This is a genomic window from Brucella anthropi ATCC 49188, assembly GCF_000017405.1.
GTDB classification, from domain to species: Bacteria; Pseudomonadota; Alphaproteobacteria; order Rhizobiales; family Rhizobiaceae; genus Brucella; species Brucella anthropi.
Window position 1 is genome coordinate 2,542,648 of the sequence record NC_009667.1, and the last position, 23,936, is coordinate 2,566,583.

The window sequence follows — 23,936 nt, forward strand, 5'->3', positions numbered from 1 at the left end:
TCTTCCAGATCTCAAACTTTCGAGCGGTCTTCTTCAAACCGCATGCAACTCGTTAAGCCTTATTCCGCTGCTTCCAGACGGATATTGCGGCTCTGAACGGCGTTGCGGGTATAATCGTCAATGCGCTTTTCAATTTCCGGACGGAAATTGCGGATCAGGCCCTGAATAGGCCATGCAGCAGCATCACCGAGAGCGCAGATCGTGTGACCTTCAATCTGCTTGGTCACATCGAACAGCATGTCGATTTCACGCTTCTGCGCGTTACCCTTGACCATGCGTTCCATCACGCGCCACATCCAGCCGGTGCCTTCGCGGCAAGGCGTGCACTGGCCACAGCTCTCGTGCTTGAAGAACGCTGCCAGACGGGCAATCGCCTTGATGATGTCGGTGGACTTGTCCATGACGATCAGGCCGCCGGTGCCGAACGACGATTTCTTGTCGCGCATTCCGTCAAAGTCCATGATGGCATCCATCATGTCTTCGCCCTTGATGACCGGGCACGATGCACCGCCGGGAATAACCGCCAGCAGATTGTCCCAGCCGCCACGAATGCCGCCGCCGTGCTTTTCAATCAGATCGCGGAACGGAATGCCGAGGCCTTCTTCGATGACGCAAGGCGTGTTCACATGGCCCGAAATCTGGAACAGCTTGGTGCCGACGTTGTTCGGGCGTCCGATGGACGAGAACCAGGCCGCGCCACGACGCAGGATCGTCGGCGCAACGGCAATCGATTCCACGTTGTTCACGGTCGTCGGGCAGCCATAAAGGCCCATATTTGCCGGGAATGGAGGCTTCAGACGCGGCTGGCCCTTCTTGCCTTCGAGGCTTTCGAGCAGAGCCGTTTCTTCGCCACAGATGTAAGCACCGGCGCCGTGGGATACGAGAACATCCATATCCCAGCCGCACTTGTTGCCCTTGCCGAGCAGACCGGCTTCGTAGCACTCGTCGATAGCGGCCTGCAGCGCTTCACGCTCACGCATGAACTCGCCGCGAATATAGATATAGGCAGTGTGTGCGCCCATGGCGCAACCGGCGATTACGCAGCCTTCGATCAGCGTATGCGGATCGTGGCGCAGAATTTCGCGGTCCTTGCAGGTGCCCGGTTCGGATTCGTCGGCATTGACGACCAGATAATGCGGGCGACCGTCGCTCTGCTTGGGCATGAACGACCATTTGAGACCCGTCGGGAAGCCAGCGCCGCCGCGGCCACGCAGGCCCGACGCTTTCATCTCGTCGATGATCCAGTCACGGCCCTTTTCGATCAGGCCCTTGGTGTTGTCCCAATGGCCGCGCGCCATGGCACCCTTCAGGGACTGATCCTTGAAGCCGTAAATATTGGTGAAGATGCGATCTTTATCAGCCAGCATGTCTCACCTGTTTCCGTTCGTGTTTGCCAATATCGAAGTCATCATACCGGCTTCTTTCCGAATACCTTGATGTATTCCTCGACGCCGCCCTTGGCCAAAGCCTTGGCCTGCTTTACCCAGTCTTCACGCTCGATGCGCCCGTGGAAGCTGAGATAGCCGTCGACCCACTCGCGCTCGGCCTTCTTCCAGGAAGCGACCTGCTTGAAGGTGAAGATACCCAGCTCATGCAGGGTTTCCTCAATCTTCGGGCCAACGCCGGAAATCAGCTTCAGATCGTCAACAGCTTCCGGACGCTCCATGGCAACCGGACGGTTCTTGTCATCAAGCTTGAATGCCTGCTTGCTGTCGACCGAAGCGGCCTTTTCAGCAGCCTTCGACACCTTGACATCCGAAGGCGTCTTGAGCGCCGGATCGGTTTCAGGTGCATTGGTTACCGGCTTTGCAGCATTCGACGGAGCGACGTTTTTCGCTTCGTCGGCAGCTTTTGCAGCGGCTTCCGCCTTGGCCTTCTCTTCAGCTTCGGCCTTCGCCTTGGCAGCGGCGGCATCAGATGCCTTGCGGGTCTCAAGACCGACCTTCTTGTAGTCGAGATCTTCGGTGAGAGCAGTCAGGCCATTGATCGGCTCGGACGTCACACGTCCATCCTGCGGGCCCGGCTTCACGGTGTCGCCCTTGCCAGCTTCAAAAGCATCGATGATTTCGGCAAGACGCTCAGGCGTCAGATCTTCATAGGCGTCCTTGAAGATCATGACCATCGGTGCGTTGGCGCAGGCGCCCTGGCATTCCACTTCTTCCCACGACAGCGTTCCGTCGGCATTGAGCTCGAACGGGTCGTGGTTGATCTTGTGACGGCAGACATCCATCAGCGCTTCCGAACCACGCAGCATGCATGGCGTGGTGCCGCAAACCTGAATGTGAGCGCGTGTGCCAACCGGCTTCAGCTGGAACTGCGTATAGAAAGTCGCGACTTCCAGAACGCGGATCAGCGGCATTTCGAGCATGCCTGCGACATGTTCGATAGCAGCTTTCGTGACCCAGCCGTCCTGCTCCTGCGCACGCATGAGCAACGGAATGACAGCCGACTGCTGACGGCCTTCGGGGAATTTTGCGATCGTCTTGTGCGCCCACGCCTGATTTTCCGCGTTGAACGCGAAAGCGGCTGGCTGGACGGCATCATCTGCGAGACGGCGAACGGACATCAGCGGTCAACCTCACCAAACACGATATCGAGCGAGCCAAGAATTGCCGACACGTCAGCCAGCATATGGCCGCGGCACAGGAAATCCATGGCTTGAAGATGGGCAAAGCCCGGAGCGCGCAGCTTGCAGCGATAAGGCTTGTTGGAGCCGTCCGACACGAGGAAGACGCCAAATTCACCCTTCGGTGCTTCAACTGCTGCGTAAACTTCACCGGCAGGCACGTGATAGCCTTCCGTGTAAAGCTTGAAGTGATGGATAAGCGCCTCCATCGAGCGCTTCATCTCGCCGCGCTTCGGCGGCACGATCTTGTTGTCGGCATTGGAAACCGGACCGACCCGCTCCTTGCCGAGCAGAAGATCAACGCACTGGCGCATGATGCGTGCCGACTGGCGCATTTCTTCCATACGGATCAGGTAGCGATCATAGCAGTCGCCGTTCTTGCCGATCGGAATGTCGAATTCCATCTCGTTGTAGCACTCGTAAGGCTGCGACTTGCGCAGATCCCATGCCGCGCCCGAACCACGCACCATGACGCCCGAGAAGCCCCATGCCCATGCATCCTCCAGCTTCACGACGCCGATATCGACGTTACGCTGCTTGAAAATACGGTTCGGCGTGATGAGATCATCAAGATTGTTGAGCGTATTGAAGAACGGATCGATCCATTTGCCGATGTCTTCAACGAGCTGATCCGGCAGGTCCTGATGGACGCCACCCGGACGGAAATAGGCTGCGTGCATACGTGCGCCACAAGCGCGTTCGTAGAACACCATCAGCTTTTCGCGCTCTTCGAAGCCCCAGAGCGGCGGCGTCAACGCACCGACGTCCATGGCCTGCGTGGTCACGTTCAGAAGATGGTTCAGGATACGGCCGATTTCCGAATAGAGAACGCGGATCAGCTGGCCACGCTTCGGCACATCGATGCCCAGAAGGCGTTCGACGGCGAGTGCATAGGCGTGCTCCTGGTTCATCGGCGCCACGTAATCGAGGCGGTCGAGATAAGGCAGAGCCTGAAGATAGGTCTTGGCTTCCATCAGCTTTTCGGTGCCGCGATGCAGCAGACCGATATGCGGATCGACGCGCTCGACGACTTCACCGTCGAGTTCAAGCACCAGACGCAGCACGCCGTGCGCGGCAGGGTGCTGCGGACCGAAGTTGATATTGAAATTGCGGACCTGAGTCTCAGCCATGTTCAGCTTCCTGTTTGGCTGCAAGAGCCGCCAAGAACTCCTCGCCGGTCATCCGGTGGGTGTCATTGGCAAAATCGTAATTCGCAGGCTTGTTATCGATGAAGATTTCTTCGGCGAAATGAAAACGTTCCGGCTCGGCAAAGGCCTGCATCGAAACAACCGTCATTCCATCATGGATACCGCGCCAGAACAGCGACGAACCGCACTTCGAGCAGAAGCGGCGTTCGCCCCATTCCGAAGAAGAATAAGTCGCCAAGGCAGCTTCGTTTTCGATTTCGACCGAAGTGCCGCAATTGACGGCCATGAAAGCACCACCCGACCAACGCCGGCACATGCTGCAATGGCAGACATCCATTTCCATCTTCACCGGAGAAGCAGTGAATTTCACCTCTCCGCAAAGACATTGACCGTTCAATCTTTCGCCTGCGCCCATGAGTATGCCCTCAGTTCGCCTTGGCTTTCTCGTCGCCCGGCAGAACGTAATCCGTTCCTTCCCAAGGCGAGAGGAAGTCGAAGTTGCGGAATTCCTGACGCAGCTGGACAGGCTCGTACACGACACGCTTCAGCTCGTCGTTATAACGAACTTCAACGAAGCCGGTGAGCGGGAAGTCCTTGCGCAGCGGATGGCCTTCAAAACCATAGTCGGTCAGGATGCGGCGCAAATCCGGATGGCCGGAGAACAGAACGCCGTACATGTCGTAGGTTTCGCGCTCGAACCATTCGGCACCAACGAAGACCGGCACTGCGGAAGGCACCAGCGTATCTTCGTCAGCCTGAACCTTGACGCGGATGCGCTGGTTCTGGCGCGGAGACATCAGCTGATAAACGACATCGAAGCGCTTGGCGCGCTGCGGATAGTCGACGCCTGAAATATCCGTCAGGTTGACGAACTGGCACTGCACGTCGTCACGCAGGAAGGTCAGAACGCTGATGATGCTCGCGGCCGGAACCGAAAGCGTCAACTCGCCATAGGCAAGTTTCGCCTCTTCGATCGCGTCGCCGAGGCGTTCCTTGATATAGCCGGAAAGTTCACCGAGAGCTTCTTCGCTCATTTTCCTAACTTCCTTCTTTAGAACTCACACCGCACTTGCCTTTTGGGAGGCCCTTTTCAGGGGATGGCAGGCAGTCGAACCCTAACAAAACTTGTCTTGCGCCAACCGGTCGATAACCGGCTCAGCGCTCAATCGTACCCGTGCGACGGATCTTTTTCTGAAGCATCAGAATGCCGTAGAGCAGTGCTTCAGCGGTCGGAGGGCAGCCCGGAACATAAATATCGACCGGAACCACGCGATCGCAGCCACGCACCACCGAATAGGAATAGTGGTAGTAGCCGCCACCATTGGCGCAGGAACCCATCGAGATAACGTAACGCGGCTCCGGCATCTGGTCGTAGACCTTGCGGAGAGCGGGTGCCATCTTGTTGGTCAGCGTGCCGGCAACGATCATCACGTCGGACTGACGCGGTGATGCGCGCGGAGCGATACCGAAGCGTTCGGCATCGTAGCGAGGCATGGAAATGTGCATCATTTCCACGGCGCAGCATGCCAGACCGAAGGTCATCCACATCAGCGAACCGGTACGCGCCCAGGTAATCAGAGCGTCAGCGGATGTGACAATGAACCCCTTGTCGGACAGTTCGCTGTTCAGATCGTTGAAGAATGCATCGTCGGAACCGACAGGCTTGCCCGTGCGCGGGTCAAGAATGCCCTTCGGCTGCGGAGCCACGAGCGTTGTGTTGGCTGTGGTCAATCCCATTCCAGCGCTCCCTTCTTCCATTCATAAATGAAACCGATGGTCAGAACGCCAAGGAACACCATCATCGATGCAAAGCCGAACCAGCCAATTTCGCCAAAGGACACAGCCCATGGGAAAAGGAAGGCGACTTCCAGATCGAAGATGATGAAAAGAATCGACACCAGATAGAAACGGATGTCGAACTTCATACGGGCGTCATCGAAGGCATTGAAGCCGCACTCGTAAGCAGAAAGCTTTTCGGGGTCGGGCTGTCTATAGGCGACAAGAAACGGCGCAACCAGGAGGGCTACACCAATTACCATCGCAATGCCGAGAAAGATGACGATCGGCAGGTAGGAACTTAAAAGCTCGTTCATGGTCCTTTATCCGGCTTGAATACGAGGCTGCGCCGCCTGTCATAAGCTTTTTGGAGCTGACGACCATGCGACACATTGCATCTGTTGCAACCTCGTCGCCCAAGCAGCTTCAAAAGGCATGCCGTGCGAACTAAGCGCTTTTCGCCGGGACGGTTATCGCAGCGCGTTCGCAAGCGCAACCCCTCCGGCATGATCTATTGGGCAAAGACGAGCCAAGATGCTTAACAAGCCATGGCATCAAGCCCGCATATCCCACTGAAAACCCGTATAACATGAAAAGATCATAATTTCGTGAGGAAAAGTCGCACGGACTGGTCGGCTTAGCAATCGCCAGGAGAATCAATTGCCTGCAACTTGGGAATGAAAGTTGGGGGTTTCAGCTCTCGCTTTAAAATGAACTCATGGAGCAGCAGAAGTCGTTGCCCCGACCAGCCTACCGGGCAGATAAAGCACAAGCGATGCAGCTCCCTTGATTGCAGAGGCACCGTCTGCCAGCACCGCCTGCCCCGTTGTCTGCTTCTCCCGCCCGTTCAGAGCGTCCAGCGAAAGGCTGCCATCACTGACCAGAGCCATGAGCGATGGCGACGATGCAAAGACATTATGTTCGCCTCCATCCAAATCGGTAGCGTCGATCACCGCGATTCCATATTTCTGGAGCGTCGGAATACTGGTGCCGTCCCCTACTCGCGCATGGCCGCCCGTAATAAACGATGAGACCCCGAGCGCGCGATCGCTGCGCGACGTCATCACCGCCGTTGGGCGCGGCATGGGATCGATATCCTTGATCTGCTTTTCGAAGACGTCGAGATCGATGTCCGGTGCGGCGAGCAACAGCGCATTGATGCGACGCAACACATTCTTTTCGCCACGCAGAGACAGGGTTCTCAGAGCCTCCATAGTCACGAAGCTGCTCATGGAGTGCCCGACGAGAACAATACGCTCCGCCTTGCTGCGGGCGACGAGTTCCAGCAATCGCGCCAGACCGTCACGTGCGAAGTCCGCGCTGTCGCGATCATAGACATAAAGCCCAAGATCGCCGCCCGACGGCCAGGCATATTCGACCGCCACCGACTTCATTTTGTAATCATGGACAAATTGCGCAGTGCGGAATGTGCTGTCGGCAAAATTATTGTTGTAGCCATGCACGAAGATCAGGATTTCCTTGTCCTTCGGCCCCTGCTTCGCCAGGACGGCATTCAATTGCGCGAGAAACTGCTCGGCATTGTCGTAAGGCTGGAATGCCGTGGCGGCGAAATTTTTGGCGGGATCAGGCTTGTAGCCGGTAGACTCAACCTGTCCTTTGACGTGAGCTGCCGGAATCCCGACATCAACCTGCGCAAAATTCAGCGTTTCCGAGCGCTTTGAATTGTAAGGCTGCGAGAAATTATCCGAGCGCTGGCGGCTCGTCGCAACATAAATAGGAACCACCGCCGCCGGTTTTGAAGGCTTGACGATAGCGGCTTGCGCTGCGGCCACCGATTGCGGGCTTGAATTCGGTCCATGCCACAGCACAGCGCGGGGTGTGCCACACCCGGCAAGAATCAAAAACGTTGCAAGCACACCAAGATAAGCGCGTCGGGTCATCGTCGCAGCGATCCGTTCCTGTCATCCGATTTCACGCGATTGAAAACAGGAAATTCGTTCCATGGCAATGCATGGACCAAATGGGCCGCTTCTCCCCAATTCAAATTGTCGCGAAGCGCCTGCGGCGCGGACATTGAGAAATTCCGTTCGCGTTTATCGAGAAAGTTGGAATGGAAGCGTTCCAAATGCAGCAAGCTTTGCGAAGCCATGCCTTCAGATCGCGTTCGCCCCGGCTATCATGAAGCACATTGTCGGCCAAAGTATCGCAAGGAGGTCACGCATGAGCCATTATCTGCTCGCCAGCGGCGATCTTCTCGCCATTGCCGCGATCATCCTGTCAGTCGCCTATCTATCCTGGAAGCAGTTTTCCAAATAGCAGGCGTACGGTTCGGCGAAACAGCTACGCTCCGGCAATTCCATCAAGATTCTTTGAAGATGCGGCGACCCGAGAGACAAGGCGGTGGGCGCCACTTTCGTGTCAACGTTCAATCTATCGATTTGTTGAGAGGAAAGTGGCGCGAGTGACGGGGCTCGAACCCGCGACCTCCGGCGTGACAGGCCGGCACTCTAACCAACTGAGCTACACCCGCGCATTTCTCGGCAACCTTGCGGCTGCGTCGCACCGGCGTTTCCGTCCGGTGTGAGCGGTCGTTTAAGGGGTTCTCGAACAAGTGTCAAGCGCGTGTTTGGAGAAGAATTGCGATATTACAAAAATCATTCACAGGGCATTTCAATGCCCGTTCACGATCAGCAATTCTGGCTTGAAAGAAGCAAAAACGGCGGTAGGCGCCACTTTCGTGTCAACGTTCAATCTATCGATTTGTTGAGAGGAAAGTGGCGCGAGTGACGGGGCTCGAACCCGCGACCTCCGGCGTGACAGGCCGGCACTCTAACCAACTGAGCTACACCCGCGCATTTCTCGGCAACCTTTCGGTTGCGTCGCACCGGCGTTTCCGTCCGGTGTGAGCGGTCGTTTAAGGGGTTCTCGAACAAGTGTCAAGCAAGGGTCACGAAGAAAGAATAAGAATTTTCGATTTTGCTGCAGAACACCCGATTTCCGGGCTTTTTCAATGACATCAAACTTATCCACAAACCCGGCCCTGTACTCGAATCCAAACCAACTTTCAGAATCATCCGCATCGCACTCACCAACAGCCCTCCCCGCAGCAAATAGTGATACGTCAGTTGGTCACTTGATTTCATACCAACCAGTTGGTATTGTATATTAAGGAGCACGATTATGGCACGCAAACAAAATCCAATGACCCGGTCCAACCTGCTTGATGCAGCATTAAGCGTTATTCGCACCAAGGGTTATGCCGCAACGACGGTCGATGACATCTGCAACAAAGCGTCCTTATCCAAAGGTGCTTTCTTTCATCATTTTTCCAGCAAGGAAGATCTGGCCGTTGCTGCCGCGAATTACTGGTCGGAAATGACCGGCGCGTTCTTTGCGGAAGCCACCTATCATGCTCCCGAAGACCCGCTTGAGCGCGTGCTGGCCTATGTCGAGTTGCGTAAGCAGCTGATTCAAGGCGAGTTGCCTGATTTCACCTGTCTCGTCGGCACCATGACACAGGAGGTCTACGAGACCAATTCCGTGATCCGCGATGCCTGCTGGGACAGCATTTCAAGCCATGCAGACACGCTTGTTCCGGATATCGCAGCCGCGATGGAACGCTATCCGGTTGCAGGTGAGTTCACCGCTGAAAGCCTGGCTCTGCATACGCAGGCGGTCATTCAAGGCGCTTTCATCATCGCCAAGGCAAGCGGCGATCCGCTGCGTGCGGTGGAAAGTGTCGACCATCTCAAGCGGTATATAAGCCTGCTCTTCAAACACCCCGCCAATACCCATTGAACAGAAAACCGACAAAGGGAGGAAACCATGCCCAGCACTATTCGCCTGCACCGTGTATTTGCCACCAAGCCGGAGAAGGTTTATCGCGCATTCGTCGAGCCGGATGCGGTGGCCAGCTGGTTGCCGCCATATGGCTTCACTTGCACCGTCTATGAACTGGACGCAAAGGTCGGCGGCAAACACAGAATGTCGTTCCGGAATTTCACAACCGGCCACAGCCATTCCTTTGGCGGCACATATGTGGAACTCGTTCCGGGAGAACGGCTGGTCTATACGGACAGTTTCGACGATCCGAACCTGCCCGGCGAAATGAAGGTCACGATAACCTTGAAAGCCGTTTCGGTCGGAACGGAAATCAACATCGAACAGCAGGGCGTCCCCGATATAATTCCGGCTGAAGCCTGTTATCTCGGCTGGCAGGAATGTCTGGACAAGCTGAAGAAGCTCGTCGAGCCTGAAATCAACCAGTAACGCTGTTTCGGCGATGACGCATGGCTTGTTGCCGACCGTGCGTCATCGATCCGATAATCCCTACACAGCCTGTGGCTGCCTCACCGAAGAGAGATGGCGAACCACAACCGGCACCAGCAGCAGCAGCCCCACGATCGACGAGTAAATCTCCGGCGCGACCAGAAGAATGGCTGCAAAAATCATCAGGACATTTTCCCAGGCCTTGGTCCGCACCAGGAAGAAACCTGACAATGCGGCACCCAGAGCGGTGATGCCTATGGCGCAACCAAGGAACGCCACCAGGAAATCCGGCCAGTTGAAGTCCGATGTAACCAGCAGGAGTGACGGAGAGAAGACGAAGACAAACGGCACGAGCACCTTGCCGAGACCGAGCCGAAACGCCGTATTGCCTGTCTTGAACGGATCGGCGCCCGCCATACCTGCCGCCGCATAGGCGGCAAGCGCAACAGGCGGCGTGATATCCGCCAGCACCCCGTAATAAAAGACGAAGAAGTGAGCCACAATGGGCTCAACACCCAGCAGCCCCAGCGCGGGCGCGGCAATTGTCGCCATGATGATGTAATTGGCTGTCGTCGGAATTCCACAGCCCATCAGAATGCAGACAATCCCCGTCATGACGAGCGTGAAAAGCAGCGTCAGTGTCTGCGGACCGAACCAGGCGGCAGGCAGAATGGTACCGAAATAGGTGGCAAGCTGGCCTGCAGTCGACGTCACGATATAGGAAATCTTGAAGCCAACGCCGGTAAGCGTCACCACGCCGACAATAATGCCGACGGTCGCCGCCGCAGCGCCAACGGCGAGCGCATATTTGGCGCCGTCGCGCAGTCCGTCAAAAATCTCGCCTATCGACATGCGCTTGCGCGGATTAAGCAATCCCACCGCAATACAGAGCGTAATGCCCCAGAACGCAGCCAGATAAGGCGTATAACCCGACAGCAGAACACCGATCAGCACGATCAGCGGAATAACGGTCGGCCAGTCGCGCTTGAATGCTTCCTTCAGGTCAGGCAGTTCTTCCTTCGTCATGCCGCGCAAGCCGTTGCGCTTGGCTTCGAAATGAACCTGCATCAGAACGCCGAAGAAATGCATGAAGGCTGGCACGATGGCTGCCAGAATGATCGTCGTGTAAGGCAGGTTCAGAAATTCGATCATCAGGAACGCCGCAGCGCCCATGATCGGCGGCGTGATCTGCCCGCCTGTCGATGATGCTGATTCCACGGCAGCGGCAAAGTGGCGTTTATAACCGAGCCGGATCATCGCCGGGATCGTCAGCGAACCGACTGTCACCGTATTGGCGACCGACGAGCCCGAAATCATGCCGAACAAGGCGGAGCCAAAAATGGAGACCTTTGCCGGACCGCCTGCGAAACGGCCTGCTACCCAGGCCGCGCAGTCCAGAAACAGCTGACCGAGACCGATGCGGGTTGCAAAAACCCCAAACAGCACGAAATGGAAAACATAGGTCGCGACCACACCGAGCGCGATACCGTAGATACCTTGTGTCGTCAGATAAAGATGATCGACAAGCTGGCTGACCGTTGCACCGGGATGCACGAGAATGCCCGGCATATGCTGCCCATAGAGCGCATAGAGCATGAACAGGACCGATATGATTGGCAGTGGCCAGCCGACGGAGCGCCGCGTCGCTTCCAGAAGGACCAGAATGAGAAGGCCGCCGAGAACGACATCCGTGGTCGTCGGATTGCCGACGCGGAAAGCCAGATCGTCGAGCGGTATCATTGGAACGTGGGCGACGGACACGACCGCGATGATTGCCAGCGCCCAATCGATAATGGAAATGCCAAGCGGTCTCAGCCACGACGATGTGGTGGGCTTGTCGTATCCCTTGCGGGAAAACGGGAAAACAAGAAAGACGAGGCCGAGCACGAAGGAAAGGTGAATACCGCGATGCACCATTTCCGACAGAAGGCCGAAACCCGCAGTGTAATAGTGGAAGATGGAAAGTGCGATCAGCAGCGCGCCAACGATGCGGGCTGCGAGCGGCCCCAGCGGGCGAAAACGAATCTCGGAGTCGAATTTCTCTTCAAGCTCGCGCGCCTTGGCTTCATCCAGTTCCATGGGCGACAGTTTCGCCTCTTGCTCGCTCACCATACTGGCCTCTCCATCCAGAGCGCAGCTGATCCACTTGAATCAAAAAACACTCTAATCGCTTGTTTTAAAATGCTTATATACCTGAAAGATGCTTTGTACCGGACTGGAAGCAAATGCACGGAGTTCCGGTGAAACTCCGTGCAACTTGTTCATCCGAACCGGAATGGTCGGCTTATTTCAGAACGCCTGCTTCCTTGTAGAAGCGTTCTGCGCCGGGATGTAGCGGAATGCCAAGGCTGGTCGTTGCCGTATCAAGCTTGATGAGCTTGCCCTTTGCGTGCCCGGCATCCAGTGCTTTTCGGCTGTCGTCGTTAAACAGGGTTTTGGTGATGTTGTAGACGAGTTCATCCGGTTGCTTGGCGCTCGTCACCCATTGCGCCGCGACTGCCAGAGTCTCGGTCTGACCGACATCCTTGTAGGTATCGGCAGGAACAGCATCCTTCGAGAAGAACGAGTATTTCTCAAGAATCTTCTGCGCTTCCGGACCGGAAATCGGAACCAGCGATATACCGTTCGATGTGGCAAGCTCCGAGATTGCGCCGGTCGGATAGCCGCCAACGAAGAAATAGGCATCGAGCGCGCCGTCCTTCAGACGCTCTCCTGCAGGTCCCGGCTTCAGATGTTCAGCCTTGATGTCGCTTTCGCTCAATCCATACGCTTCCAACACGATGCGGGCATCAACAATCGTACCCGATCCCGGTTCATCGATGGAAACGCGTTTTCCCTTGAGATCGGCAACGGATTTGATTCCCGCATCCTTGCGGGCGACCAGATGAATGGTTTCGGGGTAGAGCGTAGCAATCAGGCGCAGATCTTCGACCTTGCCCTTGCCGTCATAAAGACCGGTGCCGGTATGCGCCCAGTAAGCCACGTCCGACTGGGTGAAGCCGGATTCCAGCGATCCGGACTGAATAGCGTTGATATTGGCGACCGAACCGTTCGATGAAACCGCCGTCGCCACCAGACCGGGAACGCCTTTATCCCCTGCCCCGGAAATCGCGTTGGCGATCAAGCCACCGATCGGATAATAGGTGCCCGCTGTTCCTCCGGTGCCGATGCGAAAGAAGGCGGGAGCCTGTGCAAGAGCAATGCTGGCTCCGACAGCCACAATTCCTGCAAATGCAGCAACCACACCGCGCCGGGTGAACTTTCCCATTGTCATATCTGCTCTCCGTTCCCAGAATAATTTTGTTCAAATTGTGTCGCCGAGCATGGAAAGCTGGGCGCGGCTTGTCAAGCGTCCAGTCCGCCATTGGCCAGACCTGCTGAATTTTGATATAACCTCAAAGCTCGAAGCGGTATTCTATCAAAATTAAAACCTCGATAAACAAGAAATAACGAGATTTATAAAACTGCAATATGATAAATCATCGAGTAATTTAAATAAAAATCAAAAACTATACATATTTACTTGTAACACCACATAAATACCGTCAGAAATCGAATTCCAACTCCATAAACGACTTGAAAGCGCAGAATTTGTCGCTATCTTGGCTTCATGGCGTGTGCTGCGTGCGCCCAGGGATTACCCTGAATACGGAGACTGTTTTTAACCGTTTCTGTCAGGGAGCTGCCATGGCTGGTCGCATTCAAAATACTATACGCAATTTTCTTGATAGTGAGTCGTCAGGCGGCCTGCTGCTTATAGCTTCTGCGGCAGCGGCATTGCTGGTGGCGAACTCGCAGCTTTCAGAAGCCTATTTCGGCGCCCTTCATGCCTATCTCGGACCGCTTTCTGTCCAGCACTGGGTCAACGATGCGCTGATGGCCGTGTTCTTCCTGATGGTCGGGCTGGAGATCAAGCGCGAGATGGTCGATGGCCACCTTTCGTCATGGCCACGCCGCATTCTGCCCGGTGCCGCAGCAGCGGCAGGCATGGCAGTGCCGGCGCTCGTCTACCTTGCCTTCAATCTCAATAACGGTGCTGCCCATGGTTGGGCGATCCCGGCTGCGACCGATATCGCGTTCGCGCTCGGTGTTATTTCCTTGCTGGGGCCAAGAGTTCCGACATCGCTGAAGGTGTTTCTTGCAGCTCTTGCCATCATTGACGACCTCGGCGCAGTGATTGTCATCGGATTGTTTTATACAACCGGCGTTTCACTGATGGACCTTGGTTTGGCTGCAGCAGGCGTCGCTGCCCTGGTAGCCTTGAACCTGAGCGGCGTGAAGCGTCTGACACCTTATCTTCTGCTGGGCCTCGTGCTGTGGTTCTTCACCTATCGCTCGGGCGTCCACGCGACCATTGCAGGCGTTTTGCTTGCGCTGACCATTCCGATCAAGCGCACCCCCGCGAAGCCTGAAGCGACCGTCTCCGAAAGCCCGCTGCATCTGCTCGAGCATAGCCTCATCAAGCCGGTTTCGTTCATCATCGTGCCCATATTCGGTTTCGCCAATGCAGGCGTCAGCTTCTCCGGTCTCGGCATGGAAGCCTTCTTCGCGCCGGTGACGATGGGTGTTGCCGCCGGTCTGGCCATCGGCAAGCTTGTCGGCATATTTGGCGCGGTGTTGCTGCTGGTGAAAACCGGAATCGTCGGCCTGCCCGCCGGGGCAAGCTGGCCGCAAATGCTGGGAACGACGCTTCTGTGCGGTATCGGCTTCACGATGAGCCTCTTCATCTCGCTTCTCGCTTTCGATGACGTGTTGCTGCAGAACGAGGCGAAAATCGGCATCTTGATTGGCTCGCTCGTTGCCGGTCTCGCCGGGTTCATCGTGTTGCGTTTTTCAAAACGTGCCGATGGACGGAATTTCAGCCAGTAAGTCGGATACAAACAATGCCCGGATGCTGAGCATCCGGGCATTGTTTCATCACTCCACCTGAACTTATCGAGGGTCTGCTATCCTCGTTTCGCGTTGAGCGTTTCGTCGGATGGCTTCCAGATTCTATAGCGGATTTCAAAGCCATCTTTCGCATAGATGACGATCGGAAGCCGGCTGTTGTAGCGGAGCATGAAGTTCTCACCCCGAACCGGCACGAAATCGGTTCGCTTGCTGTCCTCCGGACAAGCCATGAGCGTGCCTGACATGCGGTCGCTTGCCGCCAGAGTGAAATAGTCAAAGCCCCAGCCCTCGACGGTGCTCGGCGTTAAACTTCCACCAAACCAGCTGATATTGCAGTCCACGGTTGCGTTGCGGCCCGCGATAATTTCAACCTTGGCATCCTGTTCTTTCTCCAGTGGCGGAAGATGGATGACATAACGGTAAGAGCCCGACGGTGCTGCCGGGAAAGCTTCGAGATTCCGTTCAGATTCGGTCTTGTCCTGAGCGCTCGCGCCATTTGGAACGCCGAAGCTGACGGCGACCAGCGCTGTCAGTAAGAAATGTCTGACCTTCATGTTCATGCTCTCATCTGTTGCAGGTTTTATTGCGCTTATTCAGCCAAACCACCGGTTCCGGTGGCGGTTGCGCTATCAAATAAGAGGAAGACGATCGGCGTGCCAGGCTCGCATGAGGCATCGGTACGCCTGGCACCGACTTTGCCCGCCACGGGCGCGGAATATTCAGCCACGACTTCCCCGAATGAATTTCTCTGACTAGCCACTTTTTGTCCCGCTTGCACCTGCTCATTGAGTTCAACGTGATGTTCGATAAACCCGCCATGTGTCGTCAGAACCGGCGCCATTCCATCCGCAGCGAAGAGACCGGAATCCTTGCTGGTTTTACCTATATTGCCTTCAATGACCTTATGGTGTTTGAGAACATTCATGGTGCCTTCGACAAAAAGGGCAATCATCGCATGATCGAAGATACGCGGTCGGCCTATTTCTGGCGTGAAGGCTGGAATACCCTCATCGATCAGTGCATTTGCGAGAAGGCCGTGGGCGCCGAAATTGTCGAAAATCTGCTCTATCGGATAAAGCTCAGCCATCGCCCGAACCTCCGGCAGGTCCATTCGAGCCAGATGAAATGAGGCCATATCCATACCGGTGGCTGCGGTATGAAAATCGATCCCGTAGTCGAGATTCGGTCGCAGCAGGCGATTGAACACCAGCCAGGCGTGGCGTGCCGCCGCTTCCGGTGCGTTCTCGTTACCCGGAAACAGCCGGTTGATGTCGACAAGATCAATCCCGCGTCCTGAACTCGGCCATCGCCTTGCCATTGCTTCAAGCGCCGGGCGAGACAGATCGAAGACAGCGACAACAGAGCCGGACATTTTTTGCGGGTCGAGCTGATTCACGATGGTGTGCAATGTGTGCACTGGGCTCATTTCGTCGCCGTGCACGCCACTGATCAATCCGATCCGCTTGCCGGGCGACTTGCCCTTCATCACCGTGACCGAAACATGCCAATGCTGGCCCGTCGGCATCTGCACGCCCTGGAAATAGAAATCGTGCCGCTTGCCCGCTTCCAGATCGGAAATATCGAGAAAGGAAATCACGCGCTTACCGTCTATGACATCACCGGTATAGACCGTGCCTGAACCCTTGCCGTCGGTATCCGGTTTTGCATCACCCGTCTGGGCCTGTGCCTGCCCGGATGCGAGCGCAACGGACCCTGCTGCCGCAATGGATGCGAGCATGAAATCGCGCCGGTCGATGCTCTGTGATTTTGTCTCGGTCATTCAGTTCCCCAGTATCGGACAATAGGTCGAAGGCTCCGTGAGGCTTCACTCATGTACTGTTTCAGAGGCGGTATCCTTTTTCTCATCCGTTTGCCGTCCGAGACGCTCGCTCAGACGCTGGATGACAAAGTAGAGACCGGGGGTGAGAATCAACCCAATCGTAGTCGCGGCAAGCATTCCGCCGAAGATCGTCACACCGACAGCCTGACGTGCACCAGCGCCCGCGCCCGAAGACAGGATAAGGGGAAGAATACCAAGGATGAACGATACGGCCGTCATCATGACGGCGCGGAAACGCTGCTCCGCTCCTGTACGAGCCGCTTCTGCGGCTGTCAGGCCGGCCTCGCGTTTTTCCTTGGCGAACTCCACGATCAGGATCGCATTCTTTGCCGCCAGCCCGATCAGCAACACCATCGCGATCTGGACATAGAGGCTGTTCTGCAGCCCGAAGAATGTAAGAGCGGCAACAGCCCCCAGCAGCGCAGCACCCAGCGAGAGGATAACCACCGCTGGCAATGCCCAGCTTTCATATTGGGCAACCAGAAAGAGATAGGCGAAGAGGAAGGCAAGCGCGAAGACGATTACCTCCTGACCGCTGCTTCTGCTTTCCTGGAAAGACAGTCCCGACCACTCGTAACCATAGCCATCCGGGAGAGCTTCCGAAGCGACCTGCTCCATGGCCGCCATGGCCTGCCCGCTACTGGAACCGGGAGCCGGGACAGCATTCACCTGCGCCGAAACCGAGAGGTTGTAGCGGGTGATGACGAAAGGCGCCAATACCGTGGTCAGTGACACCACGCTTCGCAAGGGCACCATGGTTCCGTTGCGACTTCTGACATGAAGTTTCAGAATATCCTCGCTGTGCGCGCGGAAATCGGAATCGGCCTGAAGATTGACCTGAAACACACGGCCATTCAGCGTGAAATCATTGACGTAACGCGAGCCGAAGTTCGCACCGATAGAGGCGTAAATATCCGACACACTAAGGCCAAGGGCTTCCGCGCGGGCACGATCCACATCGACATAGATCTGTGGCACATTCGCGTTGAATGTGGTCGCCGCACCACCGATTTCCGTCCGCCGGTTGAAGTAACCGAGCAAAGCGCTGGTCACCTGCGCTATTTCCTGCGGAGGCTGGCCCTGCAAGGCCTGCAGACGGAAATCAAGACCGCCAACAGCACCGATGCCCGCAATTGCAGGCGGTGCAAATACCGAGATATTTGCGCCCGGCACCTGCGAGAACTGCGCGCGCAGGGTGTTGATGATATTGTTGAGCTGCAGCGCCTCTGTCTCGCGGTCTTCCCATGGTGTAAGGGCCGCAACCGCCATGGCACCGTTTGGTGTGCTGGTTGATTGCAGGATGCTGAACCCGGCAACCGTTATGACATCCTGCACGCCTTCGGTCTCGCTCAGAACCTTGCGCACATTCTCGACAATCAGGTTTGTCCGGTCGAGCGAGGCGGCACTTGGCAGTTGTATATCGACAAAGAGCGCGCCCTGATCCTCATCGGGCAGGAACGTCGCCGGAAGATTGACGAAAACGAAATAGGCCAACGCGAAACAGGCGACGATGCCGGCAACCGGCACTATCCAATATTTCACCATAAAGCCGACGATCTTGCCGTAACCTTCGCGGGTTTTCTCCATGAAGCTTGAAAACCACGCCAGAGGACCGCGCTTGTAGCCTCCCTGTCCGCGCTTGAGCAAAAGCGCTGCAAGCGCCGGACTGAGCGTCAGGGCTACGAACGACGAAAGGATCAGCGCCGACGAGATCGTGACTGCGAATTGCCGGTAGAGCTGCCCGCCAATGCCTTCCAGAAACGCCGTGGGCGTGACCACAGCCAGCAGAACCAGCGTTGTGGAAATAATCGGCCCGGTGATCTGGTGCATCGCCTTGCGCGTGGCCTCAATGACCGAGATATCGGGCGTATCATCCAGCACGTGCTTGACGTTTTCCACGACCAGAATTGCGTCGTCCACCACAAGCCCGATGGCGAGGACAAGCGCCAGCAGGGAAATCATATTCAGCGAATAGCCAACGGCGAGCAGCACCGCGACCGCACCCAACATCGAGGCCGGAATGGCAAGCGCTGAAATGAGCGTCGCCCGCCAGTCCTGCAGAAAGATGAATGTCACCACGAGCACGATCACGAAAGCTTCGAACAATGTTCGCGCAGTCAGTTGCAGGCTGGCCTCGACAAACCGGGTCGCATCGTAGACGACATGATATTGCAGTCCCGAAGGAAATCTGGACGACAGACGTTCAAGCTCTGCCTGCACGGCAGTCGCGGTCTGGATCGCATTGGCATCGGGCGACTGGTTGATCTGCAGCATGGCCGACTCATGACCGGCAAAACTTGCGCGCGACGCATAGTTACGTGCGCCAAGTTCAAGACGTGCAATGTCGCGCAGAAACACTTTTGCTCCGTCCGCCCCGGTGCGGATGACAATGCCTCCAAATTCATCCGTATCGCGAAGCCGCCCTTGTGCCACCAGCGTATATTGTAGTTCGGTGCCCACCCGCATCGGCGGCGCGCCCGCCTGCCCCAGCGTTGCCTGAATATTCTGACGCTGGATCGCCGCCGACACTTCATCGACGGTTATGCCCAGCGCATCCATTCTTTGCGGGTTGAGCCAGACGCGCATCGAATATTCGGATGCGCCCACAACACTCGCTTCGCCGACGCCGGGCACGCGCGAGATTGCATCGACAATTGTAGTCGTGGTGAAATTGGTAATCTCAAGCGCGTTGAGGCTATCGTCCGGCGAATAGAATGCAATGCCCAGCACGAAATCGGGCGAACGGGAACGGACCGACACGCCTTGCTGTGCCACTGCCGCGGGCAGTCGGGAAATCGCCAGTTGCGCCCGGTTTTGAACATTGATCTGCGCCAGTTCGGGATCAGTCCCGACTTCAAAAGTGACCGACAGCGAATACTGCCCGGCGTTGGAGCTGGTCGATGACATATACATCATGCCATCCACGCCATTGATTGCCGTTTCCAGCGGGCCACCGACAACGTCGGCAATCACCTCCGCACTCGCACCGGGATAGACTGCCGATACGTTCACTGTCGGCGGCGTAATCTGCGGATATTGCTGGATGGGCAATGAAAAGATCGCAATCGCACCGGCGATGGAAATGATGATCGAGATGACGATTGCGAGGCGGGTTCGTCGTATGAAGACTTCAGAAATCATTGCCCCACCCCTGCAGTACCGGAGATCGGGTCACGCGGGGATACGGCCTGCCCATCGGCGATGCGTTGCAAGCCCTCAACGACAATCGTTTCACCAGCCTTGAGGCCATCTGTAACCGACCAGCCATTGTCGATACGCGTACCGGTCACGATCGCACGCCGGGAAACCGTATTACCCTCGTTGAGAACATAGACATATTTGCCCTGCCGGTCCTGCAACACGGAAGACATGGGAACAATCGGCAACTCACCAACCGTCTCATCCAGCAGATTGACGGCAACCACCTGCCCCGGAACCAGAATATGGTTGGGATTGGCGAACAGGGCGCGCACCGCCACTGTGCCGGTCTGCGCGCTCACTTCATTGTCGATGAACTGGATGTTTCCCCGCTCGCCATATTGCGTTCCGTTGGCCAGCATCAAAGTCAGCTTGAAGCTTTCGGGATTGACTGTCCCGCCTCCTGCTTCCTTCTGGCGAATAGCAATCAGAGCGCGGTCCGTGATCGAAAACACAACACGCACGGGATCAAGCTGCACAATGCGCGCGAGCGGTCCCATGCCCGGGCCAACGAGGTTGCCGACGGTAAAGAGCGAGCGCCCTATTGTCCCGTTGATTGGTGATCTGACCTGCGTATAGGAGAGATTGAGCCGCGCATTGTTGAGCGCGGCTTCTGCGTTCCGCACATCCGCAGTCGCGATATCAAACGCTGCCTGTGCATCGTCGAGGGAAGCTTGCGAAGCGGTGTTGCGGTTGGCGAGCGTCCGCGTTCGCGACAATGATTGTCGTGCGGCATTCTGGGCAGCTTCGGCACGTGCAACCTGTGCCTCAGCAGACATAACTGCCGCCTGCATCTGGTCTGGCTCAATTTCAAAGAGGAGATCGCCTGCCTTGACCGCAGCGCCCTGCTCGAACGCCTTTTCCTTCAGGAAACCGGTGATCCGCGCCTGAATATCAACAGCTTCAATCGCCTCGATCTGCCCGTTGAAACGAAGCGGTGCAGTCGCAGGTGCCAGTTCCACCTGGCGCACGATCACGGGAGGCGCCGCGCCAGTTGGAGCTTGCTGAGCCAGACTTGGCTGCAGAAGCAAAGGCGACAACACGGCTACAAAGGCAGCGTTCACAGAACGACGAACGAGAGTCTTCTTCAATTGCGTGTCCTCCCTCCGGTCGGAAATCGACCGATCACTCACGCATTTCGGGTACTCAAGGCTATTCCGATATAGGCGACACCAGCGATCAGCAGTGCAATTCCCGCAATCGATCCTGATGGCAGGTCACGCGTCCAGGGCCATTTTACCACCAGTGCCGCGCTGGCAGTCCAGGCGATCAGGCCGGAAAGCGTAAACCACCACCAGCCGCTTGCCGGTTTGATTTTCCAGGATAGCGCCAGCTGAAGGAAACCATGCACAAACACCACGATGGCAATCAACAGAGTGATGGCAAGGGCACCCTTGAGCGGGTTCAGATAGATCATGATCCCGCCGACAAGCTCCACTGCTCCGGACAGTTCCTGCCAGACAAAGCCCGCCCAGCTTTTGACCCAGAGCGACTGGATTATCTTGACGACGCCGATAGCCACAAGGACGAGGCCAAACATTGTGCTGGCTGCGAATTCAGAGAACACAGGCAAGAACAGGCAAAGTATTCCGCCCGCCATAAGCAAAGCGCCGATCCCGAGAAAACCTTTCCATTTTCTCTGTTCGACAGTTTTGCGTTCCAATACCTGCAGTTGCTGAACGTCCATTATAGACCCCTCTATGTTAAAAGGGACGCGTTACTGCGAATGCGAAAGTATGTGCATGTTTCGATATAATAGTACAGCCCGAAGGCAACAAATTTAGTGGGCTACCGACCAATCGCCATCTTCCAGTTTCAACCAGCTTGTAGACGTGATGCTGGAACGCAAGCAGAGTTGCGCTACCAGCCCTTCGACCAGACGATCGTCTTCCTTGCCGGCGAATAGCGTCGCCTCGACCTCGACTTCATCGCTGCCTTCTATGTGGTGGCTTCGGATCGCGTGGAACCGGAGCTTCTTCAGATCTAGTGTCTGGATTAGCAACGCTCTCACAGAAATCTCGCTTTCCGCAGGACATCGGAACTTCACAAGATAGAATTGTTCGATTTCCGGCTCGACAAAGGAATAGCGGTTCACGAGAACCGCAATTTTTGGCAGCGAGACATTGAGGCAGACAATGAAAAATGCCGTCTCCACGGCAAGAAGCCACAGTCCATAACCGGTGAGAACGCCAACTGCCCCCGTGCTCCAGATCGTAGCTGCAGTACTCAGCCCCTTGATGCTTGCGCCATCCTTGATAATCAGCCCGGCACCGAGAAAGCCAATCCCCGTAACGACTTGCGAGCCCATTCTGAGATCGCCTTCAAGTCCAAGAGCGTAGGGTAGAGAAGCGTAGGCTGCCGCACCCAATGCCACGAGGCCATGTGTGGCGAGACCGGAATGACGTTGTTTGATCTGACGTTCCAGCCCGATTGCGGAACCGAGCAGGAGCGCCAGACCGAGATTGACCATGATGGATGGGATTGCGACGACTTCCGGCATGCAGTCCTCTTTATGCCTTGGACGACCAGGCAAGAAATCGCGCGGAAGCCACAAAGCTGAAAGCGATCACGATATTTTAATTGGCGTTACACTTGAGTGACGCAACCAAAGCCATTGTAGTAAACAGATGGCAGTATAGACATTATTTGGGGAGGTTAGGAAGTCTTCTCACATCAGCCTCATCATATTTTATTATAGTACTTGAATTATTTCATCTAAAGTAGTTTCATCAGCAAATTCCGTACGCATTCTTTCCTACATCGACTGAGGGGTCAGATAGCATGGGTTTGCTTGGAATACTGCTCGGACTAGCTCTACTCATGTGGTTTGCCTATCGCGGCTGGAGTGTGCTTCTGCTTTCTCCTGTAGCAGCACTGCTCGCCGCGCTTATTTCCGGTGAACCTCTTCTGGCGAACTGGACATCGACCTTCATGGGCGGGACGGCCAGCTTCGTCGGCCGATGGTTTCCACTCTTTCTGCTCGGTGGCATTTTTGGAAAGTTGATGGACGATAGCGGCTCCATCACGTCCATCGCGAAGTATCTGACCGAGAAACTGGGCGTAAAACGCACCATGCTTTCCGTCGTGCTTGCATCTGCCGTCGTCACCTATGGTGGTGTCAGCGTGTTTGTCGCCTTTTTCGTGCTGGTTCCCATGGCACGTGAAATGTTCAAGGCAGCCAATATTCCTGCGCGGCTGATGCCAGCCGCCATCGGGCTTGGCGCTTTCACTTTCACCATGTCGGCAATGCCGGGCACGCCCTCCACGAACAACGCTATTCCGATGCCCTATTTCGAAACCACGACCTTTGCGGCACCGGGGCTTGGGATCATCGCATCCATCATTACACTGGCCTTCGGCATGTGGTGGCTGCAGCGCGCCGAAGCCAAGGCGCGGGCCGCAGGCGAAAACTATGTCGACGACACTGGCGATCTCGAAATCACAGAGAAAGTCAGAGAACAATCAACATTGTCGGGCGATTTCGATCCGGCCGAATTCGAACACGGCGCACGTCCCGACAATCAGCCGCCGTTTTTCCTTGCGGTTCTGCCCCTGCTTGTGGTCATCGTCGTCAATTTCCTGATGGCGCTCATCATCCTGCCCCGTATCGATTTCTCGTTTCTGGAACAGGAACCATGGGGGATCGATGTTGGCTCCTCAATCGGCCTGTGGGCAGTTCTGATCGCACTGGCAGCGGCTATCCTGACCCTGATAGCAGTCAATTTCGGGCGGCTTCGGGCAATCCGGGAAAGCCTCGACGCAGGCGCCAACTCCTCAGTTCTGCCGATCCTCACCATTGCAAGCCTCGTCGGCTTTGGCGCAGTCGTGGCGGCAATGCCTGCTTTTGCGGTGGTTCGCGATGCCGTGCTTGAAGTGCCGGGCGGCCCGCTTGTTTCACTGGTCGTCGCCATGAACGCGCTCGCAGCCCTCACCGGAACGGCATCCGGCGGCATGGCCATCGCGCTCAATGCGCTGGGTGAAGAGTATATGCGGCTCGCGATCCAGTACGGGATCAATCCCGAACTCATGCACCGCCTGACCGTCATCAGCGCCGGTACGCTGGATGCGCTGCCGCATAACGGCACGGTGCTTCTTCTCCTGCAGATCAGTAAGCAGACCCATGCATCGAGCTATTTCGACATGGTCATGACCGTGATTGTCGGCGTGATCATATCGCTCGTTGCGGTTTTTGTACTGGGATCAATGTTTGGCTCCTTCTGAGCATGGC

20 protein-coding genes and 2 tRNA genes are annotated in these 23,936 nt (G+C 56.2%); 4 read left to right on the forward strand and 18 right to left on the reverse strand.

Annotated features, from left to right (window positions below; genetic code table 11):
- Positions 1-59: 59 nt before the first annotated feature.
- The 10 genes from nuoF to OANT_RS12605 all read right to left on the reverse strand — a co-directional run bounded on the left by nuoF (position 60) and on the right by OANT_RS12605 (position 8,363).
- The gene (nuoF, locus tag OANT_RS12555; protein ID WP_010661177.1) at positions 60-1,367 is read right to left on the reverse strand and encodes an NADH-quinone oxidoreductase subunit NuoF; all 1,308 of its coding nucleotides are present in this window, start codon (positions 1,365-1,367) and stop codon (positions 60-62) included.
- Positions 1,368-1,408: 41 nt separating this feature from the next.
- A complete protein-coding gene (locus OANT_RS12560) occupies positions 1,409-2,566 on the reverse strand; it encodes an NADH-quinone oxidoreductase subunit E (protein WP_010661176.1) in 1,158 nt (385 codons plus the stop codon).
- The gene (locus OANT_RS12565) at positions 2,566-3,756 is read right to left on the reverse strand and encodes an NADH-quinone oxidoreductase subunit D (protein ID WP_010661175.1); all 1,191 of its coding nucleotides are present in this window, start codon (positions 3,754-3,756) and stop codon (positions 2,566-2,568) included. Before OANT_RS12565 ends, OANT_RS12560 begins: the two co-directional genes overlap by 1 nt.
- The gene (locus OANT_RS12570) at positions 3,749-4,189 is read right to left on the reverse strand and encodes a GFA family protein (RefSeq protein ID WP_012092261.1); all 441 of its coding nucleotides are present in this window, start codon (positions 4,187-4,189) and stop codon (positions 3,749-3,751) included. Before OANT_RS12570 ends, OANT_RS12565 begins: the two co-directional genes overlap by 8 nt.
- A gap of 10 nt (positions 4,190-4,199) precedes the next feature.
- Positions 4,200-4,808: an NADH-quinone oxidoreductase subunit C gene (locus tag OANT_RS12575; protein WP_010661173.1), complete on the reverse strand. Its 609-nt coding sequence runs from the start codon at positions 4,806-4,808 to the stop codon at positions 4,200-4,202.
- Positions 4,809-4,929: 121 nt separating this feature from the next.
- Positions 4,930-5,511 carry a NuoB/complex I 20 kDa subunit family protein gene (locus OANT_RS12580; RefSeq protein ID WP_010661172.1) on the reverse strand — a complete coding sequence of 194 codons (582 nt, stop codon included), beginning with the start codon at positions 5,509-5,511 and terminating at the stop codon, positions 4,930-4,932.
- Positions 5,502-5,867 (reverse strand): NADH-quinone oxidoreductase subunit A, encoded by a 366-nt coding sequence (locus OANT_RS12585; protein ID WP_006466588.1) that lies wholly within the window; start codon positions 5,865-5,867, stop codon positions 5,502-5,504. Before OANT_RS12585 ends, OANT_RS12580 begins: the two co-directional genes overlap by 10 nt.
- 399 nt (positions 5,868-6,266) lie before the next feature.
- Positions 6,267-7,451, reverse strand: coding sequence for an alpha/beta hydrolase (locus OANT_RS12590; protein ID WP_012092262.1), 1,185 nt, complete (start codon positions 7,449-7,451; stop codon positions 6,267-6,269).
- 513 nt (positions 7,452-7,964) lie between these two features.
- Positions 7,965-8,041: transfer RNA gene (locus tag OANT_RS12600), tRNA-Asp, on the reverse strand.
- 245 nt (positions 8,042-8,286) lie between these two features.
- A tRNA-Asp gene (locus tag OANT_RS12605) sits at positions 8,287-8,363 on the reverse strand.
- A 328-nt stretch (positions 8,364-8,691) separates the two neighbouring features.
- Here OANT_RS12605 and OANT_RS12610 point away from each other — a divergent pair.
- Complete coding sequence (locus OANT_RS12610; RefSeq protein ID WP_012092263.1) at positions 8,692-9,309, forward strand: TetR/AcrR family transcriptional regulator; 618 nt, start codon at positions 8,692-8,694, stop codon at positions 9,307-9,309.
- Between the two features lie 27 nt (positions 9,310-9,336).
- Positions 9,337-9,780 carry an SRPBCC family protein gene (locus OANT_RS12615; protein ID WP_012092264.1) on the forward strand — a complete coding sequence of 148 codons (444 nt, stop codon included), beginning with the start codon at positions 9,337-9,339 and terminating at the stop codon, positions 9,778-9,780.
- A gap of 60 nt (positions 9,781-9,840) precedes the next feature.
- Here OANT_RS12615 and OANT_RS12620 read toward each other — a convergent pair whose 3' ends face one another.
- Both OANT_RS12620 and OANT_RS12625 read right to left on the reverse strand, forming a co-directional pair.
- Positions 9,841-11,892: a TRAP transporter permease gene (locus OANT_RS12620; RefSeq protein ID WP_010661167.1), complete on the reverse strand. Its 2,052-nt coding sequence runs from the start codon at positions 11,890-11,892 to the stop codon at positions 9,841-9,843.
- A 172-nt stretch (positions 11,893-12,064) separates the two neighbouring features.
- Positions 12,065-13,054, reverse strand: coding sequence for a TAXI family TRAP transporter solute-binding subunit (locus OANT_RS12625; protein ID WP_010661166.1), 990 nt, complete (start codon positions 13,052-13,054; stop codon positions 12,065-12,067).
- Between the two features lie 413 nt (positions 13,055-13,467).
- Between OANT_RS12625 and nhaA the strand changes: the two genes are divergently transcribed.
- Positions 13,468-14,649 carry a Na+/H+ antiporter NhaA gene (nhaA, locus tag OANT_RS12630; RefSeq protein WP_012092265.1) on the forward strand — a complete coding sequence of 394 codons (1,182 nt, stop codon included), beginning with the start codon at positions 13,468-13,470 and terminating at the stop codon, positions 14,647-14,649.
- Between the two features lie 77 nt (positions 14,650-14,726).
- Here the strand turns inward: nhaA and eco are convergent, their stop codons facing one another.
- From eco to OANT_RS12660, 6 genes are all read right to left on the reverse strand, one after another.
- A complete protein-coding gene (eco, locus tag OANT_RS12635) occupies positions 14,727-15,224 on the reverse strand; it encodes a serine protease inhibitor ecotin (RefSeq protein WP_231771373.1) in 498 nt (165 codons plus the stop codon).
- Positions 15,225-15,259: 35 nt separating this feature from the next.
- Complete coding sequence (locus OANT_RS12640; protein ID WP_012092267.1) at positions 15,260-16,450, reverse strand: succinylglutamate desuccinylase/aspartoacylase family protein; 1,191 nt, start codon at positions 16,448-16,450, stop codon at positions 15,260-15,262.
- A 45-nt stretch (positions 16,451-16,495) separates the two neighbouring features.
- Positions 16,496-19,651 (reverse strand): efflux RND transporter permease subunit, encoded by a 3,156-nt coding sequence (locus tag OANT_RS12645; RefSeq protein WP_012092268.1) that lies wholly within the window; start codon positions 19,649-19,651, stop codon positions 16,496-16,498.
- The gene (locus OANT_RS12650) at positions 19,648-20,799 is read right to left on the reverse strand and encodes an efflux RND transporter periplasmic adaptor subunit (protein WP_012092269.1); all 1,152 of its coding nucleotides are present in this window, start codon (positions 20,797-20,799) and stop codon (positions 19,648-19,650) included. Before OANT_RS12650 ends, OANT_RS12645 begins: the two co-directional genes overlap by 4 nt.
- A gap of 38 nt (positions 20,800-20,837) precedes the next feature.
- Complete coding sequence (locus OANT_RS12655; protein WP_010661160.1) at positions 20,838-21,395, reverse strand: HdeD family acid-resistance protein; 558 nt, start codon at positions 21,393-21,395, stop codon at positions 20,838-20,840.
- A 93-nt stretch (positions 21,396-21,488) separates the two neighbouring features.
- Entirely contained in the window at positions 21,489-22,208 is a 720-nt protein-coding gene (locus OANT_RS12660) for an MgtC/SapB family protein (protein ID WP_012092270.1), read from the reverse strand.
- Positions 22,209-22,489: 281 nt separating this feature from the next.
- Here OANT_RS12660 and OANT_RS12665 point away from each other — a divergent pair, with 281 nt between their 5' ends.
- On the forward strand, positions 22,490-23,929 hold the full coding sequence (locus OANT_RS12665; RefSeq protein WP_012092271.1) for a GntP family permease: 1,440 nt from the start codon (positions 22,490-22,492) through the stop codon (positions 23,927-23,929).
- The last annotated feature ends 7 nt before the right edge of the window (positions 23,930-23,936 follow it).

Bases quoted from the DNA above. Each gene is read 5' to 3' on its own strand.
- nuoF (WP_010661177.1), bottom strand. From the start codon at position 1,367: ATGCTGGCTGATAAAGATCGCATCTTCACCAATATTTACGGCTTCAAG.
- OANT_RS12560 (WP_010661176.1), bottom strand. From the start codon at position 2,566: ATGTCCGTTCGCCGTCTCGCAGATGATGCCGTCCAGCCAGCCGCTTTC.
- OANT_RS12565 (WP_010661175.1), bottom strand. From the start codon at position 3,756: ATGGCTGAGACTCAGGTCCGCAATTTCAATATCAACTTCGGTCCGCAG.
- OANT_RS12570 (WP_012092261.1), bottom strand. From the start codon at position 4,189: ATGGGCGCAGGCGAAAGATTGAACGGTCAATGTCTTTGCGGAGAGGTG.
- OANT_RS12575 (WP_010661173.1), bottom strand. From the start codon at position 4,808: ATGAGCGAAGAAGCTCTCGGTGAACTTTCCGGCTATATCAAGGAACGC.
- OANT_RS12580 (WP_010661172.1), bottom strand. From the start codon at position 5,511: ATGGGATTGACCACAGCCAACACAACGCTCGTGGCTCCGCAGCCGAAG.
- OANT_RS12585 (WP_006466588.1), bottom strand. From the start codon at position 5,867: ATGAACGAGCTTTTAAGTTCCTACCTGCCGATCGTCATCTTTCTCGGC.
- OANT_RS12590 (WP_012092262.1), bottom strand. From the start codon at position 7,451: ATGACCCGACGCGCTTATCTTGGTGTGCTTGCAACGTTTTTGATTCTT.
- OANT_RS12610 (WP_012092263.1), top strand. From the start codon at position 8,692: ATGGCACGCAAACAAAATCCAATGACCCGGTCCAACCTGCTTGATGCA.
- OANT_RS12615 (WP_012092264.1), top strand. From the start codon at position 9,337: ATGCCCAGCACTATTCGCCTGCACCGTGTATTTGCCACCAAGCCGGAG.
- OANT_RS12620 (WP_010661167.1), bottom strand. From the start codon at position 11,892: ATGGTGAGCGAGCAAGAGGCGAAACTGTCGCCCATGGAACTGGATGAA.
- OANT_RS12625 (WP_010661166.1), bottom strand. From the start codon at position 13,054: ATGACAATGGGAAAGTTCACCCGGCGCGGTGTGGTTGCTGCATTTGCA.
- nhaA (WP_012092265.1), top strand. From the start codon at position 13,468: ATGGCTGGTCGCATTCAAAATACTATACGCAATTTTCTTGATAGTGAG.
- eco (WP_231771373.1), bottom strand. From the start codon at position 15,224: ATGAAGGTCAGACATTTCTTACTGACAGCGCTGGTCGCCGTCAGCTTC.
- OANT_RS12640 (WP_012092267.1), bottom strand. From the start codon at position 16,450: ATGACCGAGACAAAATCACAGAGCATCGACCGGCGCGATTTCATGCTC.
- OANT_RS12645 (WP_012092268.1), bottom strand. From the start codon at position 19,651: ATGATTTCTGAAGTCTTCATACGACGAACCCGCCTCGCAATCGTCATC.
- OANT_RS12655 (WP_010661160.1), bottom strand. From the start codon at position 21,395: ATGGACGTTCAGCAACTGCAGGTATTGGAACGCAAAACTGTCGAACAG.
- OANT_RS12660 (WP_012092270.1), bottom strand. From the start codon at position 22,208: ATGCCGGAAGTCGTCGCAATCCCATCCATCATGGTCAATCTCGGTCTG.
- OANT_RS12665 (WP_012092271.1), top strand. From the start codon at position 22,490: ATGGGTTTGCTTGGAATACTGCTCGGACTAGCTCTACTCATGTGGTTT.